14 protein-coding genes are annotated in these 16222 nt (G+C 76.0%); 12 read left to right on the top strand and 2 right to left on the bottom strand.

Annotated elements, in window-relative coordinates:
* Positions 1–74: 74 nt before the first annotated feature.
* A complete protein-coding gene (locus ACI794_RS07065; protein ID WP_456603907.1) occupies positions 75–896 on the bottom strand; it encodes a TetR/AcrR family transcriptional regulator in 822 nt (273 codons plus the stop codon).
* Between the two features lie 165 nt (positions 897–1061).
* On the opposite strand from ACI794_RS07065, the gene steA reads away from it, so the two are divergent.
* Genes steA through ACI794_RS07025 form a run of 8 tightly spaced genes read left to right on the top strand, consistent with a single transcriptional unit; the run spans position 1062 to position 11510 of the window.
* Complete coding sequence (gene steA, locus ACI794_RS07060; RefSeq protein ID WP_456581284.1) at positions 1062–2249, top strand: putative cytokinetic ring protein SteA; 1188 nt, start codon at positions 1062–1064, stop codon at positions 2247–2249.
* The gene (locus tag ACI794_RS07055) at positions 2246–3193 is read left to right on the top strand and encodes a copper transporter (protein WP_456615974.1); all 948 of its coding nucleotides are present in this window, start codon (positions 2246–2248) and stop codon (positions 3191–3193) included. Before steA ends, ACI794_RS07055 begins: the two co-directional genes overlap by 4 nt.
* On the top strand, positions 3190–4029 hold the full coding sequence (locus tag ACI794_RS07050) for a hypothetical protein (RefSeq protein WP_456603909.1): 840 nt from the start codon (positions 3190–3192) through the stop codon (positions 4027–4029). The genes ACI794_RS07055 and ACI794_RS07050 overlap by 4 nt, the downstream gene beginning before the upstream one ends.
* The gene (gene murJ / locus ACI794_RS07045) at positions 4026–5651 is read left to right on the top strand and encodes a murein biosynthesis integral membrane protein MurJ (RefSeq protein WP_456603910.1); all 1626 of its coding nucleotides are present in this window, start codon (positions 4026–4028) and stop codon (positions 5649–5651) included. The genes ACI794_RS07050 and murJ overlap by 4 nt, the downstream gene beginning before the upstream one ends.
* Positions 5644–6792 carry a glycosyltransferase family 4 protein gene (locus tag ACI794_RS07040; RefSeq protein ID WP_456603911.1) on the top strand — a complete coding sequence of 383 codons (1149 nt, stop codon included), beginning with the start codon at positions 5644–5646 and terminating at the stop codon, positions 6790–6792. The genes murJ and ACI794_RS07040 overlap by 8 nt, the downstream gene beginning before the upstream one ends.
* Before the next feature lie 17 nt (positions 6793–6809).
* Positions 6810–9197 carry a hypothetical protein gene (locus ACI794_RS07035; protein WP_456615973.1) on the top strand — a complete coding sequence of 796 codons (2388 nt, stop codon included), beginning with the start codon at positions 6810–6812 and terminating at the stop codon, positions 9195–9197.
* The gene (locus ACI794_RS07030) at positions 9172–10908 is read left to right on the top strand and encodes a CTP synthase (protein WP_456581290.1); all 1737 of its coding nucleotides are present in this window, start codon (positions 9172–9174) and stop codon (positions 10906–10908) included. The genes ACI794_RS07035 and ACI794_RS07030 overlap by 26 nt, the downstream gene beginning before the upstream one ends.
* Positions 10908–11510, top strand: a complete 603-nt coding sequence (locus ACI794_RS07025; RefSeq protein ID WP_456603913.1) for an NUDIX domain-containing protein — start codon at positions 10908–10910, stop codon at positions 11508–11510. The genes ACI794_RS07030 and ACI794_RS07025 overlap by 1 nt, the downstream gene beginning before the upstream one ends.
* 33 nt (positions 11511–11543) lie before the next feature.
* Here the strand turns inward: ACI794_RS07025 and ACI794_RS07020 are convergent, their stop codons facing one another.
* Positions 11544–12185 (bottom strand): hypothetical protein, encoded by a 642-nt coding sequence (locus tag ACI794_RS07020; RefSeq protein WP_456615972.1) that lies wholly within the window; start codon positions 12183–12185, stop codon positions 11544–11546.
* A gap of 240 nt (positions 12186–12425) precedes the next feature.
* Between ACI794_RS07020 and ald the strand changes: the two genes are divergently transcribed.
* The 4 genes from ald to ACI794_RS07000 all read left to right on the top strand — a co-directional run bounded on the left by ald (position 12426) and on the right by ACI794_RS07000 (position 16197).
* On the top strand, positions 12426–13541 hold the full coding sequence (gene ald, locus ACI794_RS07015) for an alanine dehydrogenase (RefSeq protein WP_456581293.1): 1116 nt from the start codon (positions 12426–12428) through the stop codon (positions 13539–13541).
* A 77-nt stretch (positions 13542–13618) separates the two neighbouring features.
* Positions 13619–14572, top strand: a complete 954-nt coding sequence (locus ACI794_RS07010) for a site-specific tyrosine recombinase XerD (RefSeq protein WP_456603916.1) — start codon at positions 13619–13621, stop codon at positions 14570–14572.
* Between the two features lie 210 nt (positions 14573–14782).
* The gene (locus ACI794_RS07005) at positions 14783–15688 is read left to right on the top strand and encodes a ParA family protein (RefSeq protein ID WP_456581295.1); all 906 of its coding nucleotides are present in this window, start codon (positions 14783–14785) and stop codon (positions 15686–15688) included.
* Positions 15685–16197 (top strand): hypothetical protein, encoded by a 513-nt coding sequence (locus tag ACI794_RS07000; protein ID WP_456603917.1) that lies wholly within the window; start codon positions 15685–15687, stop codon positions 16195–16197. The genes ACI794_RS07005 and ACI794_RS07000 overlap by 4 nt, the downstream gene beginning before the upstream one ends.
* The last annotated feature ends 25 nt before the right edge of the window (positions 16198–16222 follow it).

The raw sequence follows: 16222 nt of genomic DNA, 5'->3' as shown, positions 1-16222 counted from the left end.
GAACGCTGGGAAACGGCTCAGCGCGACGGGGGTACGGCTCCTGGCCGCGGTCGTCGTCCGGAGCGCGACAAGGGCTAGCGTCGCTTGGCGTAGCCGGCGAGGCCGAACTGCAGCAGCGCCAGGCCGCGGCGGCCCTGGCGGCGGAGCTCGGCGGCGAGCTCCGGGCCGCTCACCCCGGCCAGCACGCGGTCGCGCGCCAGCTCCAGCAGCGCGGCGTACAGACCCAGCACGGCGTGCGCGGCCAGCCACGGCTCCACCTGCCCCGGCCGCGCCTCGGTCTCCTCGGCGATCAGCTCCGCCAACGAGGTCGTGAGCTCGCCGAGGATCTCCCGCTCGCGCACCTGCAGCGTGCGGCTGCCCCGGATCACCCGCGCCATCCGGGCCACCCCGTCGGCGGCCTCGGGGGTGCCCAGCAGGCTGACCGCGGCCACGACGAAGCTCCCCGCGGCCGCGGCCACCGACTCGCCGGCCGGCCGGCGGCGCACCGCCGCCAGCAGAGCGGCCCGCATCGGCGGGTCGGCGTCGAAGACCAGCCCCTCCTTCACGGGGAAGTGGTTGAAGACGGTCTTCTCCACCACGCCGGCGCGCTGGGCGATCTCCACGACGCTCACCGCGTCGAAGCCCCGCTCCTCGAACAGCTCCGTGGCGGCGTCGACGATGCGCTCCCGCGTCTGCTGCCGCCGGTGCTCCCGGATCCCCTGCCCCCGCCGCTTGCGCGGGCCGCGCGCCCGCTCCGCCTCGTCCGCCTCCGGCGGGGCAGGGGGCGCGGCGGGGGCCGCGACCGGGTCCCGGGTGGGAACAGCCCTGATCACCGCGGTGCCGGCGGGCACCGGGGCGGCCTCCTCGACCTGCGGGAGGGACGCGTCGGTCGTCAGGGCTGCGGCAACACCAGTCACACGGGCAACGCTAGTCACAACTCGGTAACGGTTCCGCGAAGGCGGCCGACACGGCGAGCCCGGCGTGTCGGCCGAAGGTGGTGTCGGACACGCTGCGTGACCGGGGCGTCGCCGAGGCGCGTCGGAGGATCGGCCCGGCTGCCGAGCGTGGCAGCATGCAACGTCATGCGCATCGGCACCGTTCGCCGCGGCCGGGCTCACGAGGCGGGGCCCGGTACCGCCGGCACCGTCCGCCTGGACCGGCGCACCAAGAACCTGACGAAGCGGCTGCGCCCCGGCGACATCGCCGTCATCGACCACGTCGACATCGACCGCGTGAGCGCTGACGCGCTGGTGGGCTGCAAGGTCGCCGCCGTCGTCAACGCCGCGCCCAGCATCTCCGGCCGCTACCCGAACCTGGGCCCCGAGATCCTGATCAACGCCGGCATCCCGCTCCTGGACGACGTCGGCAAGGACGTCTTCGCGAAGGTCAAGGAGGGCACCGAGGTCCGCCTCGACGGCGGCCGCCTGGTCGACGCCGAGGGCACGGTCCTCGCCGAGGGCACCGAGCACGACGCCGGGACGGTGGCCGCCGCGATGGCCGAGGCGAAGGCCGGCCTCTCGGTGCAGCTGGAGGCGTTCGCCGCCAACACCATGGAGTACATGAAGCGGGAGCGCGCGCTCCTGCTCGACGGGGTCGGCGTCCCGGACGTGACCACGAAGATCGAGGGCCGGCACGTGCTCGTGGTCGTCCGCGGCTACGACTACAAGGAGGACCTCCACGCCCTCCGCTCCTACATCCGCGACTACCGCCCGGTCCTCATCGGCGTGGACGGCGGCGCGGACGCGCTGGTCGAGGCGGGCTACTCGCCGGACATGATCATCGGCGACATGGACTCCGTCAGCGACGACGTCCTGCGCTCGGGCGCCGAGGTGGTCGTGCACGCCTACGCGGACGGCCGCGCACCCGGCCTGGCCCGCGTGCAGGACCTCGGCGTCGAGGCCATCACCTTCCCGGCGGCCGCCACCAGCGAGGACATCGCGATGCTCCTCGCCGACGAGAAGGGCGCGACGCTCATCGTCGCCGTCGGCACGCACGCCACGCTCGTCGAGTTCCTGGACAAGGGACGCGGGGGCATGGCCTCGACCTTCCTCACCCGCCTGCGCCTCGGCGGCAAGCTCGTCGACGCGAAGGGCGTCAGCCGGCTGTACCGCAGCCGCATCTCGACGACCGCGCTCGTGGTCCTGGTGATCGCCGCCTTCGTCGCCATCGGCTCGGCACTCGCCCTGTCCGCGGCCGGGCGCGTCTACCTGGACCTGCTGCTCGACCAATGGAACAGCTTCATGTTCTGGCTGGAGAACCTCTTCACGTGATCGACTTCCGTTACCACCTGGTCTCGCTGATCGCGGTGTTCCTCGCGGTGGCGCTGGGCATCGTCATCGGGACGACGGCGCTCAACGAGCCGATCCTCGCCGACATCGAGAACCAGGTGGCCCAGCTCGAGCAGGACAAGCGGGACCTCGAGGACCAGACGCGGGACCTGCAGGCACGGCTGGACACCTCGCAGGAGTTCGAGGAGGCCGTCGCCGGGCCCCTGGTCGAGGGGACGCTCACCGACCGCTCCGTGCTGCTCGTCCCGACCAACGACAGCGTCACCCCCGAGACCGTCGAGGCGGTCACCGAGCTGATCGAGGAGGCCGGTGGTTCGGTCAGCGGAGTGGTGCGGCTCCAGCCCGAGTACAGCGACCCGGCGACGGCCTCCGCCCTGCAGAGCTTCGTGACCGGCGCCGGGCTGCCCGCCGGCGTCCAGCTGCCCGAGAGCGGCGACGCCGGTGTCCTCGTGGCCGGTCTGCTGTCGCAGGTGCTGATGGTCCCGCCGGACGGCCCGGCGCCCGACACCGCAGCCGTCTCCTCCGTGCTGGCCGGCCTGAGCTCGCTGGACGTCCTCGTTCCTGAGAGCGCGTCGGTCTCGCCCGCCGACCACGCGGTGCTGCTCACCGGCAGCGGGTTCACCGGCGACGACGCCGACGCCCGCAACGCCGCCCTGGTCGAGCTGGCCGCCGCCCTCGACGCGCAGGGCCGGGGAGCCGTGGTGGCCGGCGACGCGCCGTCGGCCCGCCCGAACGGGCTCATCGGCGCCGTGCGCGCGGACCCGGCGCTCGCCGACGCGATCTCCACGGTGGACAACGTCGCGGCCGTCGTCGGGCGGATCAGCACGGTGCTGGCGCTGGGCCAGGAGACGCAGGGCACCTCGGGCATGTACGGCACCGGCGAGGACGCCCAGCCGGTGCCGCCGCTGCCCACCGGCGCGCAGTGAGCGCCCGGCGCACCGCGCTCCCCGCCCTCGCCGGGGCCGGGGCGGCCCGGGTCGCCCTGGCGGTCGCCGCCCGGCTCGCGGACGGTCCCGCCGGCGCCCCGTGGAGGCGCACGAACTACGCCGGCCGGCCGGTCAGCCTGCTCGGCGGCCCCGCGCTGGCGCTGTCGGCGACGGCGACCGCGGCGCTGGGCGCCCCGCCCGGCACCCGGGCCGCCGCGGCGGTGGTCGGTGCCGTCTCCGGCCTGGTCGGCGGGTACGACGACCTCGCGGGCGCCCGGCCGGAGCAGGCCCGCGACAAGGGGCTCGCCGGCCACCTGCGGGCCCTGCGGGAGGGCCGCGTCTCGGCGGGCGCGGTCAAGGTCGCCGGCATCGGCGCCGCGGCCGCCGTCGCCGCGCTGCTCACCCGCGGTCCGGGGCGGAGCCCCGGCGCGCTCGTCGAGGCCGTGCTCACCACCGGGCTCGTCGCCGGCACCGCCAACCTGCTCAACCTGCTCGACCTGCGGCCGGGGCGCGCGGCCAAGGCCGGTGCCCTCGCGGCGGCCGCCGGCCTCGGCGGCCCCTCCGGCGTCCTGGTGGCGGGGCCCCTGGGCGCGACCCTGGCCGTCCTGCCCGACGACCTCGGCGAGCGGGTCATGCTGGGGGACAGCGGGGCCAACGCCCTCGGTGCGCTGCTGGGCCTGCGGCTGGCCGCGATGCCCTCCCGCGGGGCACGCGCCGGCGCGCTGGCCGTCGTCACCGGGCTCACCCTCGCCAGCGAGCGGATCAGCTTCACCCGGGTCATCGAGGCCACGCCGGGCCTGCGGGAACTGGACCGCCTCGGTCGCCGATCCTCGTGACCACGCGGCAGGTGGCCCGCGGGGTGGCCGGGGCCGCGGTGCTGATCGCGGCGCTCACCGTCCTGGCCCGGCTGGCCGGGTTCGGGCGGACGCTGGTCTTCACCAACACGGTCGGCCCCGACAGCACCGGTGACACCTACCTCGCGGCCAACAACGTCCCGAACATCGTCTTCGAGGTCGTCGCCGGTGGGGCGCTGGCCAGCCTCGTCGTCCCCATGCTCGCCGGTGGCATCGCCGCCGGGGACCGCGAGCAGGTGCGGCGCACGGCCTCGGCCCTGCTGGGTTGGACGCTGCTGCTGCTCGTCCCGCTCGCGGTCCTGCTCGCGCTGCTGGCCGAGCCGATCGCCCGGCTGCTGCTCGGTGCCGAGGACCCGGAGCAGGTCGCGCTGGCCGCCCGCTTCCTGCTGGTCTTCGCCCCGCAGGTCGTCCTCTACGGCATCGGCATCGTCCTGACCGGCGTGCTGCAGGCGCACCGGCGCTTCGCCGGCCCGGCGCTGGCGCCGCTGCTGTCGAGCGTCGTCGTGGCGGGGGCCTACCTCACCTTCGCGGCCATGGGCGGCGACCAGGAGGTGGCCGGGCTCTCGACCCCGGCCGAGCTGGTCCTCGGCGTGGGGACGACGCTCGGCGTGGTGGCGCTGAGCCTCAGCCTGCTGGTGCCGCTGCGGGGGCTGCGGCTGGGCCTGCGGCCGGCCCTCCGCTTCCCGGTCGGTGCCGCGCCGCGGGTCCGCCGCCTCGCCCTGGCCGGCGTCCTCACCCTGGCCGGTCAGCAGCTGGTGGCCGTGGTCGCCATCCGGCTGGCCAACAGCGGGGCGCCCGACGGCACGCAGGTCGTCTACGTCGCCGGTCTGACGGTCTTCCTGCTGCCCTGGGCGGCGCTCGCCGTGCCGCTGGCGACCTCGGCCTACCCGGGGCTGGCCGAGCGCGCCGAGAGCGGCGACGAGACCGGCTACCGCCGCGCCCTGGCCCCCGTGGTCGTGCTCACCGTCGCGGCGTCCGCCGTCGCCACCGCGGTCCTGGTCGCCGCCGCCGGCCCCGTGGCGCGGGTCTTCCTCGTCTCCGGGACCGACCGCGAGGTCGCGGCGCTGCGCGACACGATCGTCGCCTTCGCACCCGGCCTGCTCGGCTACGGCCTGGTCGCCGTCCTCACCCGCGCGCTCTACGCCCGGGGGCTGTGGAAGGCGCCGACGGCGTGGGTGCTGGGCGGCTGGCTGCTGGCCGCCGGTGCCGACGTCGTGCTGGCCCGCGCGCTCCCCGCCGCCGACCGGGCCGCCGCGCTGGCCCTCGGCCACACCCTCGGGGTCACCGTCGCCGGCGCGGGGCTGCTGGTGGCCGTCGTCCGGGCGGCGGGCCGGCCGGCGCTGCACGGGCTGTCGCGCAGCGGCCCCGCCGCGGTGCTCGCCGCGGGCCTGGGCGGCGCGGCCGGGCTGTGGGTCGCCCGTGCGCTGGGCGCCGACCGCGTGCCCGACGCGGGGCTGCTCCTCGCGCTCGCCGCCGGGCTCCTCGCCGGGGGCGTCGTGCTGGTCGTCGCGCTGGCGGTCATGATGGGGACGGCCCGTGCGCAGCTCGTGGGGGCGCTCCGGGAGTTGCGGACGACGGACCGGCAGGAGGTGCGCGGTGGCTGAGGCGCCCCTGCGGGAACGCCGCGTCACCGAGGTGCTGGCCACCAGCACCGGCGGGGTGGGCACCCACGTCCGCTCGCTGGTGCCGCCGCTGCTCGCGGCCGGCGCCGACGTCGGGGTCTGCGGGCCGGCGGCCACCGACGCGCTGTTCGGCTTCTCCGGGCGGGGCGCCCGCTTCACCCCCGTGGAGATCTCCGCGGGCCTGGCCCCGGCCGCGGACCTACGGGCGGTGCGGGCGCTCCGCCGCGCGCTCGCCGGCACCGACCTCGTGCACGCCCACGGCCTGCGGGCCGGGCTGGTCGCCGCGGCCGCCCGCCGGCTGGCCGGCGGGACCGTCCCCCTGGTGCTCACCCTGCACAACGCCCTGCCCGACGGCGGCGGGCTGCGGCGCCGGGTCCTGCAGCGCGCCGAGCAGGCCACCGTGCGGGCCGCGGACGTGGTCCTCGCCGCCTCGGCCGATCTCGCGGAGAACGCCCGGCGGCTGGGGGCGGGCGACGTGCGGGTCGCCCCGGTGTCCGCACCGCCGCTTCCCCCTGCCACCCGCCCCCCGGCGCAGGTCCGCGCCGAGCTCGGCCTCGAGGACGACCGCGCGCTCGTCGTCGCCGTGGGGCGCCTCCACCCGCAGAAGGGCTACGACGTCCTGCTGGACGCGGTGGCCCGCTGGTCGGCCGACCAGCGGGTGCGCCCGGCGCCGTCGGTGGTGATCGCCGGGGACGGGCCGCTGCACGACGAGCTGGCCCGGCGGATCCGCGCCGAGGCGCTCCCGGTCGCGCTGCTGGGCCGCCGGGACGACGTCGCCGACCTGCTCGGCGCCGCCGACCTCTGCGTGCTGCCCTCGCGCTGGGAGGCGCGCTCGCTGACCGCGCAGGAGGCCCTCCGCGCCGGGGTGCCGCTGGTCGCCACCCGCACCGGCGGGCTGCCGGAGCTGCTCGGGGACGCCGCCGAGCTCGTGCCGGTGGGCGACCCGGTCGCGCTGGCCGAGGCCGTGGTGCGGGTGCTCTGCGACAGCGCGCACGCCGCGGACCTCGTGGCGGCCGGGTCGCGGCAGGCGGCCGGCTGGCCCGACGAGGGGGCCACGGCCGCGGAGCTGGTCGCGATCTACGGCGAGCTGCTCGGGACGCCACCGGCCCGGCCCGCGGCATGACCGGGGCGGCGGTGCGGGTGGCACGCCGCGCGGCGGCGCTCGTCGTGCTGGTGCTGCTCCTGGTCGCCCTGCCGGCCGGCGCCGGGGCGGTGCCCGGCGACGAGGGCTACGGGGCCGACCGGGTGGTCGTGGTCGGGATCCCGGGGCTCACCTGGTCCGACGTGGACGCCGTCTCGACGCCGCAGCTGTGGTCGCTGGCGGACGGGGCGGCGATCGGGTCGACGTCGGTGCGTGCGGCCCGCTCCACCAGCTGCGTGCTGGACGGCTGGGCGACCCTCGGCGCCGGGAACCGGGCGCGCTTCCCGGGCACCGACGAGGGGCTCCCGCCGGTCCCGCTGCCCACCCTGCCCGACCCGGAGGTGCCCGATGGCGACGCCGACGAGGAGGTGCCCGGGGACGGCGAGGCCACCGAGGAGCCCCGGCTGGACACCTCGCTGACCCGCTGCGGGCTCCAGGAGCGGGTGGCCGCGGTGGCCCTGGGCGACCCGCAGGCCACCGTCGCCCGGATAGCCGAGGACGAGGGCACCGTCCGCTTCGGCGCCGAGCCCGGCGCGCTGGGGGAGGCGGTCGGCTGCGCCGCGGTGTCCGGCCGCGCCGCCGCGCTGGCCGCCGCCGCGGAGGGGGTGCCCCTCACCACGGTGCCCACCCTGCCGGCCGACCCGGGGGAGCTGGTCGAGCTGCTGACCGCCTGCCCGCTGAGCCTGGTCTCCCTCGACCAGCTCGCCGACGCCGGCGCCCCCGGTGCCGAGCCGACCGACGACGGCACCCGGCCCGAGCCACGGGCCTCCGCGCTGACCCGGATCGACGACGCGCTGGGCCGGCTGCTGGCCGCCGTCGACGCGCTGCCGGGGGAGACGTTGCTGCTGCTGGCCGGCATCTCGGAGGTCAACGACGGCCGCCCGCAGCTGCACGTCGGCATGGCGCGGGGCCCCGGGTTCGAGGCGGGCTGGCTGACCTCGTCGAGCACCGGGCGGGTGCCGTTCGTCCAGCTCATCGACGTCGCCCCCACCGCCCTGCGCGCGCTCGGCCTGGACCCGCCGTCGTCGATGAACGGCCAGCCGTGGCGCAGCACGGGGGAGCGGCCGCCGCTGACCGAGGCGGTCGCCGAGCTGGAGCGGGTCAACACCGCGGCGATCACCCACCACCGCAACACCGGCGTCTTCTTCTGGACCTTCGTGCTCGTCGGCGCGGCCGTCGTCGGGCTGGGCGTGCTGGTCGTGGGCAGCCGGCGGCGGGGCGCCCGTCCCGGGACCTGGCCGCCGGCCCGCCGGGCGCTGCGGCTGCTCTGCCTCGCCGCCGCAGGGCTGCCGGTGGCCACCTACCTCGCGGGACTGGCGCCGTGGGAGCGGGCGCCCGCGCCGCTGGCGGCCCTGGTGGCGTCGGTGGTCGTCGCCGACCTGCTGGTGCTCGCGGTCGCGGTGCTGGGGCCCTGGCGCCGGCACCGGCTGGGCCCGGCGCTGGCCGTCCTGGTGCTGACCCTGGTCACCCTCGTCGGCGACGTCCTCACCGGCTCGACGCTCGAGCACAACGGGCCGCTCGGGTACGACGCGATCGTCGCCGGGCGGTTCACCGGCTACGGCAACCTCACCTTCGGTCTGCTGTCGGTGAGCGCCCTCGCCGTCACCGCGGCGCTGGCCGCCGCGGTCGGGCGCCGGTCGGCCCCCGAGCGGCGGCGCCGCCGCACGGGCACCGTGGTGGTGGGCGCCGGGCTGCTGGCCGTCGTCGTCATCGGGGCCCCACCGCTGGGGCGGGACTTCGGCGGCGTCCTGGCGGCGCTGCCGGGCTTCCTGCTGCTGGCGATGCTGCTCGCCCGGGTGCGGGTGACGGTCGTCCGGATGGCGGGGGTCCTCGCCGCCGCGGTGGTGGCCGTGAGCACGGTGGCGGTGCTCGACTGGCTGCGGCCGCCCGCGGAGCGCACCCACCTGGGCCGGTTCGTCGAGCAGGTGCTCAGCGGCGAGGCGCTGACGGTGGTGAGCCGGAAGGCGCAGGCCAACCTCGGCATCCTGCTCGGCAGCCCGCTCGCCTGGATGCTGCCGGTCGCCCTGGTCGCCGCCGTCTGGCTGCTCCGCCCCGGCGGGCCGCTGCGCAGCGTCGCGGCCGTGCCGGGGCGGCCGCCGAGCGGGCCTGCCGGGCTGCCGCCCGCCGACGCCGCCGTGCTGCGCGCGGCCCTGGTGTCGATCGCGCTCAGCCTCACCATCGGGGCTGCGGTCAACGACTCCGGCGTCGCCCTGCCCGCGACCGCGGCGGCCCTGCTGGTGCCGCTGCTCGTGTGGCTGGCCGCCGGTCGCGAGGACGACCTCCCCGGCACGGGGGAGGCGGCGGGCGGCGCGCCCCGCTCCGGTCCGGCCGACGGCGCGGATCGTGTTACGGTCGTCTCCCGTGGATCGACCGTCGGGAACACGTGATCACTCGGGTGGCAGCCTCCTGCTCCACAACAACCAGCCGACGAAGTTCGTCTTCGTCACCGGCGGGGTCGTCTCCTCGCTCGGCAAGGGCCTGACCGCCAGTTCGCTCGGCACGCTGCTGGCCAGCCGTGGCCTCCGCGTCACGATGCAGAAGCTCGACCCCTACCTCAACGTGGACCCGGGGACGATGAACCCGTTCCAGCACGGTGAGGTGTTCGTCACCGAGGACGGCGCGGAGACCGACCTGGACATCGGTCACTACGAGCGCTTCCTCGACACCGACCTCTCCGGCCGGGCGAACGTCACGACCGGGCAGGTCTACTCCGACGTGATCGCCAAGGAGCGGCGCGGCGAGTACCTCGGCGACACCGTCCAGGTCATCCCGCACATCACCAACGAGATCAAGGCCCGCATCCTCGCCGGCGCGGACTCGGCGGAGCGGGTCGACGTGGTGATCACCGAGATCGGCGGCACGGTCGGCGACATCGAGTCGCTGCCCTTCCTCGAGGCCGCACGCCAGGTGCGCCACGAGATCGGCCGGGACAACTGCTTCTTCCTGCACATCTCGCTCATCCCGTACATCGCGCCGTCGGGCGAGCTGAAGACCAAGCCGACGCAGCACTCGGTCGCCGCCCTGCGCAGCATCGGCATCCAGCCCGACGCGCTGGTCTGCCGGTCGGACCGGGAGATCAACGAGGGCCTCAAGCGCAAGATCAGCCTCATGTGCGACACCGACCCCGAGGGGGTCATCTCCTGCCCCGACGCGCCGTCGATCTACGACATCCCGAAGGTGCTGCACCGGGAGGGCCTGGACGCCTACGTCGTCCGCCGGCTGGGGCTGCCGTTCCGCGACGTCGACTGGACGGTGTGGGGCGACCTGCTCGACCGCGTCCACGCGCCGAAGCAGACGGTGACGATCGCGCTCGTCGGCAAGTACATCGACCTGCCCGACGCCTACCTGTCCGTGACCGAGGCGCTGCGCGCCGGCGGCTTCGCGCGCCGCAGCAAGGTGCAGATCCGCTGGGTGCCCTCCGACGACTGCGAGACCCCCGAGGGCGCGGAGAAGGCGCTGGCCGGCGTCGACGGGGTCTGCATCCCCGGTGGCTTCGGCGTGCGCGGCATCGAGGGCAAGCTCGGCGCCATCCGGTACACCCGCACCAACGGCATCCCGACGCTGGGGCTGTGCCTGGGCCTGCAGTGCATGGTCATCGAGTACGCCCGCACCGTTGCCGGCCTGGAGAAGGCCAACTCCGCGGAGTTCGACCCCGAGACCCCCGACCCGGTCATCTCCACCATGGCCACCCAGCTCGACGTCGTCGCGGGCCGGGGCGACATGGGCGGGACCATGCGGCTGGGCAGCTACCCGGCGAGCTTGCAGCACGGCTCGGTGGTGGCCGCCGCGTACGGCTCCACCGAGATCACCGAGCGGCACCGGCACCGCTACGAGGTGGCCAACGCCTACCGCGACCGGCTCGGCGAGGCCGGGCTTGTCTTCTCCGGCACCTCGCCCGACGGCCTGCTGGTGGAGTTCGCCGAGCTGCCCCGCGAGACGCACCCCTTCTTCGTCGGCACCCAGGCCCACCCCGAGCTCAAGAGCCGCCCGACCCGGCCGCACCCGCTGTTCGCGGCGTTCGTGCGGGCCGCCGTCGAGTACCAGGAGTCCGCGCGGCTGCCGGTGCCGGTCGACGAAGCCGAGAAGGTCGGCATCTGATGGGCCAGGGGGAGCCGGACGCGCACGAGTACCGCGTCCTGGCCACCGAGCCGGTGTACGAGGGCCGGGTCATCAGCCTGGTCAAGGACACCGTGGCGATGCCGGGCGGCGGGGACAGCGTCCGCGAGGTGGTGCACCACCCGGGGGCGGTGGCGGTCGTGGCGCTGACCGAGGCCGACGAGGTGGTGCTCCTCCGCCAGTACCGGCACCCGGTCGGTGGGTACCTCTGGGAGCTGCCGGCCGGGCTGCGCGACGCCGACGGCGAGCCGCCGCTGGAGACGGCGAAGCGCGAGCTCGCCGAGGAGGTGCGGCTCTCGGCGGCCCGCTGGTCGCTGCTGACCACCCACTACAGCTCGCCGGGCTTCTGCGACGAGCAGGTGCTGGTCTACCTCGCGGAGGGGCTCACCGACGTCGACCGACCCGAGGGCTTCACCGTGGAGCACGAGGAGCTTGACATGACCGTCGAGCGGGTGCCCCTCGCCGACGCCGTCCAGCAGGTCTTCGACGGCGGCATCCGCAACGTCGCGGCCGTCGTCGGGCTGCTCGCGGCCGCCCAGGTGCGGGCGGCCGGTCCGCGGCTGCGCCCGGTCGACGCGGGGTAGGCGAAGGCCCCCCTTCCCCTCAGCTCGGCAGGGTCAGCGCGGGCCCCCGGAGGATGGCCGTTCCAGTGCCTCCCCTGGCGGGGGCAGGCCCAGCCGGCGCAGCTCCAGCTCCGCCAGCTCGCGGGTGGCCGCGGCGTCGCCGGCCCACCAGGCCGCCCCCGTGCCGGGCGGCAGCCCGGCCAGCCGGTCCAGCGGCGCCGTCGCGGCGGCCCGGACGGCGAGCACGTCCAGGCCGGCGCCGCTGCCGGCGAGGCGGGTCGCTGCGCCGGCGTCCCGGGCGTAGCGCAGCCGCCAGGGCAGCCAGCGCAGCAGCATCCAGCCCACCGGCAGCAGCACGAGGACGACGGCGAGGATGGTCGCCAGCTCGCCCACCGCGTCCTGGGCGGACTGCCCCGCCCCGCCCACGGAGCCGCTCGCGCCCGAGAGCGCGTCGAAGGGCTCGGCCAGCTCGTCCCCGACGAGCGGCACGCCTCGGGCGGCCGACGCCGCCGAGCCCATCGACCCGGCGATCGACCGGCCGAGGTCCTCGACCGCCCGGCCCGGTCCGGCGAGCAGGAGGACGGCGCCGTGCGCGGCCCGTGCCACGAGCACCCAGGCCACCGTCCACGCCAGGAAGCCGACGTCGGCGGCGAGCTGGCGGGCCCGCAGGGCGGGGTGCTGGGCGTAGAAGCGCATGCGGTGGCGTCCTCCGAGAGGGGCGGGTGGGCCCCTCATCGTCGGCCAGGTGGGCGGCCGCGGCAGCCCGGCGCGGACGCTGCGACCGGGCGGCACTGTCACGAAACGGCTTCCGGCCCGGGACGGAGCTGGTCGGCGTGCCTAGACTCCGGCGAGGCCCGCCCCGACCGGGCGGCCCACGACGTGGTGGGCTGGCCCGTCACCCTCGGGAGCGGCCCGCCGGGACCAGGAGAGCCAGCGATGCGGGTCGGAGTTCCCCGAGAGGTCAAGAACCGGGAGTACCGGGTGGCGCTCACGCCTGCCGGCGTGACCGAGCTGACGCGGGCCGGGCACGAGGTGCTCGTGGAGCAGGGGGCGGGGGAGGGCTCCTCCATCCCCGACCGGGACTTCACCGCCGCCGGCGCGCGCATCGTCGCCGAGGCCGACGACGTGTGGGCCGACGCCGACCTGCTGCTGAAGGTCAAGGAACCGATCGCCGAGGAGTACGGCCGCCTGCGCGCCGACCAGACGCTCTTCACCTACCTCCACCTGGCGGCGTCGAAGGAGTGCACCGACGCGCTCGTGGCCTCCGGCACGACCGCGATCGCCTACGAGACCGTGCAGAAGGCCGACGGGACGCTGCCGCTGCTCGCCCCCATGTCCGAGGTGGCCGGGCGGATGGCGCCCCAGGTGGGCGCGCACTGCCTCGAGCGGGCGCACGGTGGTCGCGGCGTGCTGCTCGGCGGCGTCTCCGGTGTCTACGCCGCCAAGGTGGTGGTGATCGGCGCCGGCGTCTCGGGCATGAACGCGGCGGCGATCGCTCTCGGCATGCAGGCCGAGGTCGTCGTCATGGACCGCGACATCGACAAGCTGCGCGCCGCGGACCGGATCTACCAGGGGCACCTGCAGACCGTCGCCTCGAACGCCTACGAGGTCGAGCGGGCGGTGCTCGACGCCGACCTGGTGATCGGCGCGGTGCTGGTGGCCGGGGCGAAGGCGCCCGTGCTCGTCAGCAACGAGCTGGTGTCGAGGATGAAGCCGGGGTCGGTGCTGGTGGACATCGCCGTCGACCAGGGCGGCTGCTTCGAGGACACCCGGCCGACCACGCACGACGACCCGACCTTCCGCGTGCACGACTCGGTCTTCTACTGCGTGGCCAACATGCCGGGCGCCGTGCCCAACACCTCCACGCACGCGCTGACCAACGTCACGCTGCCCTACGTCATGGCGCTGGCCGCCGAGGGCACGGCCGCGGCCGTCGACCGCGACCCGGCCCTCGCCCACGGGGTGAACGTCGTCGGCGGGAGCGTGGTGCTGCCCGAGGTCGCCGAGGCCCACGGCATGGCCGCCGCCCCGCTCCAGGAGGTCCTGTCCTGACGACAGCGACGGGAGCATCGCAGCGAGGGACGAGCGAGGAGCGGACCGGCGCGCGGGGTCGGGACCGGGGCGGCGACGTGACCAGCGCGCTCTCCGCAGGCCCCGACGTCGACCGGGTCGTCACCGGCTACCTGGACCACCTGACCGTGGAACGGGGCCTGGCGGCCAACACCATCGCCTCCTACCGCCGCGACCTCCGCCGCTACACCGGGTACCTCGCGGCGGCGGGGGTGCGCGGGCTGCGGGAGGTGGCGGAGTCCGACGTGGCCGGCTTCCTCGCCTCGCTGCGCCGGGGCGACGAGGACCACCCCCCGCTGTCGGCCACCTCGGCCGCCCGCGCGGTGGTGGCCGTGCGGGGGCTGCACCGGTTCGCGCTGCTCGACGGCCTGGTGCCCGACGACGTCGCCCACGAGGTGCGGCCGCCCACGCCGGCGCGCCGCCTGCCCAAGGCGGTGCCCGTCGAGTCCGTCGTCGCGCTGATCGAGGCCGCCGGCTCCCTCGAGGGGCCGCGCGGGCTCCGCGACCGGGCGTTGCTGGAGCTGCTGTACGGCACCGGGGCGCGCATCTCCGAGGCGGTCGGCCTGGCCGTCGACGACGTCGACCGCGGGCAGAACACCGTCCGGCTGGCCGGCAAGGGCGGCAAGGAGCGCGTCGTCCCCGTGGGCAGCTACGCCCTGCGGGCCGTCGAGGACTACCTCGTGCGCGCGCGGCCGGCGCTGGCCGCGAACGGCCGGTCGGGGGTGCGCGGCGGGGCGCTGTTCCTCAACGTGCGCGGTGGCCCGTTGTCCCGCCAGAGCGCCTGGTCGATCCTCCGGACGGCCGCCGAGCGCGCCGGGCTGACAGGGGAGATCTCCCCGCACACCCTGCGGCACTGCTTCGCGACCCACCTGCTGGACGGCGGCGCCGACGTCCGCGTGGTGCAGGAACTGCTCGGCCACGCCTCGGTGACGACGACGCAGGTCTACACGCTGGTGACCGTGGACCGCCTCCGCGAGGTCTACGCGACGAGTCACCCCCGCGCGCTGACCTGACAGCCCGCGCCGACGAGCTCTGGCACTATGTGCAGCCGACTCGGCTTGAGCAGTCACAGTGGTTGGCATTCGTCGCCATGTCGACACGTCGACGGCGTGCCGACTTGGGAACCATCCTCCAGCTCCCTAGCGTCTGCACCACCCGAGCGGACAGGACGGCTGGCCGCACCCGGAACGTCCGGACGGGCACCGAGCTGGAGGCGACAACCCATGGCGATCCGAGCGGACGCGGCCTCTGCCGTCGCGCGCCCGCACGACACCGACCCCGAGATGGGGGCGGCCGCGCTGCGACAGGACCCGGCCCGGGCGCGCCAGCGGCGCCTCCCCGACCCCAAGCCCCTGACCGAGCACGGGCCCGCCCGCGTCATCGCGATGTGCAACCAGAAGGGGGGCGTCGGCAAGACGACGTCCACCATCAACCTCGGTGCCGCGCTGGTGGAGTTCGGCCGCAAGGTGCTGCTCATCGACCTCGACCCGCAGGGCGCGCTGTCGGTGGGGCTGGGCGTCCCGGCGCAGAACCTGGACCGGACGATCTACAACGCCCTCATGGAGCGGCGGACCAGCCTGCGCGACGTGCGGGTGCCCACCGACATCCCGGGCCTGGACCTGGTCCCGAGCAACATCGACCTCTCCGCGGCCGAGGTGCAGCTGGTCAGCGAGGTGGCGCGGGAGCAGACCCTGCTGCGCGTGCTGGCCGACGTCGTCGACGAGTACGACTACGTCCTCATCGACTGCCAGCCCTCGCTCGGGCTGCTGACGGTCAACGCCCTCACCGCCGCCCAGGGCGTGGTGATCCCGCTCGAGTGCGAGTTCTTCTCCCTGCGCGGGGTGGCGCTGCTGGTCGACACGATCGACAAGGTCAAGGAGCGGCTCAACCCGTCGCTGGAGATCAACGGCATCCTCGCCACCATGTACGACTCCCGGACCGTGCACTGCCGGGAGGTGTTCAGCCGGGTCGTCGAGGCCTTCGGCGACACCGTGTTCCAGACCGTCATCCAGCGCACCGTGCGGTTCCCGGAGACCACGGTGGCCGGCCAGCCGATCACCACGTGGGCGCCCACCTCGTCGGGCGCCGCGGCGTACCGCGACCTCGCCAAGGAGGTGCTCGCGCTGTGACGCGGCGTCCCGTCCTGCCCGGAGCCTCCGAGCTCTTCCGCCGCACCGACACCGCCTCGGCCACCGAGGTCACCGAGCTGCCCAGCCTGCCCACCCCCGCGAGCTCGCCGGCGCTGCGCAGCGCCGCCCGCCGGGTCGGGGAGTCCGCCGCCGAGGCGGCCGCGTCGCTGACCCTGGTGCCGGGCGGCGCGCAGCCCGCGGACGACGACCTGGCCTCGTTCCGGGCGGCCCCGGCCGAGCCTGCGCCGGCCCCGGTGCTGCAGCCCCGGGTCGCCACCCGCGGCCGGCCGGTCCGCCGCACGGACCGGACCAAGCACGACGAGAAGATCACCGTCTACATCTCGGCGGACGAGCTGCTCGCCCTCGAGTCCGCGCGGCTCACGCTGCGCGCCCACCACGGCCTGGCCGCCGACCGCGGCCGGATCGTCCGCGAGGCGGTCTCGGTGCTGCTGGCCGACCTGGCCGAGCGTGGCGAGGACGCCGTCCTCGTGCGCCGGCTCAAGGCATAAGGACCCTCCTGCTCCCCGCCACTCG

The sequence above is a fragment of the Blastococcus sp. SYSU DS0541 genome (assembly GCF_054050875.1).
This window is presented reverse-complemented; position numbering and strand designations above follow the sequence as displayed.